This is a genomic window from Chryseobacterium sp. SIMBA_029 (genome assembly GCF_046535275.1).
GTDB lineage: Bacteria > Bacteroidota > Bacteroidia > Flavobacteriales > Weeksellaceae > Chryseobacterium.
In genome coordinates this window covers 1-268 of record NZ_JAWRXA010000372.1, presented here as the reverse complement: position 1 = coordinate 268, position 268 = coordinate 1, and the positions used below count along the sequence as shown (strand labels likewise).

Below are 268 nucleotides of genomic sequence, written 5' to 3'. Positions count from 1 at the left end.
CGTGACTCTTTCAAACCAGTGAGGCCAACCCGACGGATCCGCGCAATCGGCATCGGGATCATGTTCGTGGCGGTTTGGGCAATCGCCCAGTTCGTCGGCATCGACCGTTTCAACGCCTTCTATGGCAACGTCCTGATCTTCCTGGCCTACCTGTTCACACCCTGGACCGCGATCAACCTCGTCGACTACTTCTTTGTCCGACGCGGCGTGTACTCCATCAGGGAGATCTTCCGACCCGACGGCATCTACGGTCGCTGGGGCTGGCGAG

General features: G+C 59.7%; 1 protein-coding gene. It reads left to right on the top strand.

Features of this window, described 5'->3' with window-relative positions; translation table 11 throughout:
• Positions 1 to 268, top strand: a 268-nt coding sequence (locus SB679_RS24505) for a cytosine permease (RefSeq protein ID WP_410704875.1), incomplete at both ends; no start/stop codon positions are given.